Genomic DNA, 1,807 nt, shown 5'->3' with positions numbered 1-1,807 from the left:
GTTGTGTATCGGCGGCGGCTGCCGAACGACATTGGGGTGGTGCTGGCGGAGCTGGGGGCCTTTCGTCAAGACATTGAGGGGCTCGTGGTCGAGTCGACCTACAACTGGTACTGGCTGGTGGACGGTCTGATGGACGTCGGCTTCAGCGTCCACCTGGCGAACACGGCGGCTATCGTCCAGTACGAAGGGCTCAAGTATGCCGACGACGAGTCTGACGCCCGCTGGCTGGCAAAGCTGCTTCGCTTAGGGTTGCTTCCGGAGGGGTACATCTACCCCAGGCAAGAGCGCGCGGTGCGCGATCTGCTGCGGCGTCGGAGCAAGTTGGTGCAGCAGCACAGTGCCAACCTGCAGTCGATCCAGAACCTGTCGACGCGCAGCCGTGGCTGCTCGCTGAGCGCCAATCAGGTCAAGCGGCTCACAGACGACGAAGTAGACCGGCTGTTGCCGGATGCGGACTTGGCGTTGGCGGTCAAGGGCAACCTGGCGGTCATGCGGACACAGGAGGGCGTGATCGAGCTGTTGGAGAAAAGGGTCAAGGGTCGTGGCAACACCAAGAACGGCAACGAATACGCAGGCCTTAAGCATACATCGAGGCAGCGAGCTTCGCGGTGCGTTACAACCCACAGATCAAGCGGTATTATCAACGCAAATGTGCGCGCAGTCACCCGATCGTGGCCATCAAGGCGGTTGCCCACAAGCTGGCGCGGGCCTGCTACTACATCCTGCGCGATCAGGTGCCGTTCGACGTGAAGCGGGCATTCGCATGAACAGATGAGGTTCGGGCTGCGGCGGCGAGCTCGCTATGGGGTTGGCTGGCAACCACTAGATCTGATTCGGCCGGCGCCGCATCCCGCCACCCACGTCGTAGAGCAAACAGTTCGTACTGATGCGCCTCTGTCATGAAACCAGCAAGGGGTTGGACCGGCTACGCGGCAGGAGCCAACGCTCTGTGAACACGGGCCGCAAAGGTTGCCACCCGCTCGCGATGGACAAAAACCGTCCATCGCTCCCGGGCGGCTTCGATAAAGAGCGACTCGCACCACTTGGCCATGACAGGGAACCGAGGAATTTCTGGGGCTGCAAGCAGCCAGGGGCCGGGGCTTCTCCTCCAAGGCGAAGCCCCAACGCCTAGATCCAGAAGGGTGACTGGTGCGGATCGGTTACGATTCCGCCACCGCCGGAATGAAAGCCGAGGGTGTGCAGAGGGTTTCGAACGTACGCTTTGCGGACGAAAATCGTGGCGCGGACACGAAGGGAAAGGCCGTGCCTTTGATCGGGGTCAGCTAAATGGTGACCCCCTTCCCTGCGTTATCTTGATCGTTCCCACGCTCCAGCCGGGGAATGCCCTGGGGCAACGCTCCAGCGTCGCGTTCTCGATGGTTGTCCCCCTTGTCGGCACCCCTGGTCCGAAGCCGACGGGCACCGCCTGTCGAGCGATTTGATCGCTCAGGTACCGCTCGCTGACGTGACGCTGGAGCGTGGGAACGATCCGGGAAGTTCCAACAAGGCGGCGACCTTCGAGGAAGCGGGGCTAGTAGCTCGCCGCTCAAAAAACTCCGCCCAGCTCCCGGTCACCGGATACTGGGTGATGAGGGGGTCGCCGGAGAGGATGACCAGGTCTTCATGCCTGGCTTGGGCGACAAGCAGGCGGTCGAACGGATCGCGGTGCAGCGGGGCAGGGCTGGCGAGGGCGAGCACATGGGGCAGGTCGATGGTCAGGAGATCAAAACCATTGTCGCTCAGGCGTCGAGGCACCTAGATTTCCGGGGCCTCTGGCAGCTCCAGCTTTCCCAGGGCGGTCTTGATG

Annotated in this window: 1 protein-coding gene; it reads left to right on the top strand. The window is 62.4% G+C overall.

The window, feature by feature from the left end; genetic code table 11:
* Window positions 1-750: transposase (locus tag I6U14_RS00685; protein ID WP_296896050.1), on the top strand; the 750-nt coding region annotated here is incomplete at its 5' end.
* Between the last annotated feature and the right edge of the window lie 1,057 nt (window positions 751-1,807).

The sequence above is a fragment of the Thiohalocapsa sp. genome, from assembly GCF_019695415.1.
Taxonomy (GTDB): domain Bacteria; phylum Pseudomonadota; class Gammaproteobacteria; order Chromatiales; family Chromatiaceae; genus Thiohalocapsa.
The sequence above is the reverse complement of the archived record's forward strand: the minus strand, read 5'-3'. Positions and strand labels throughout refer to the sequence as shown.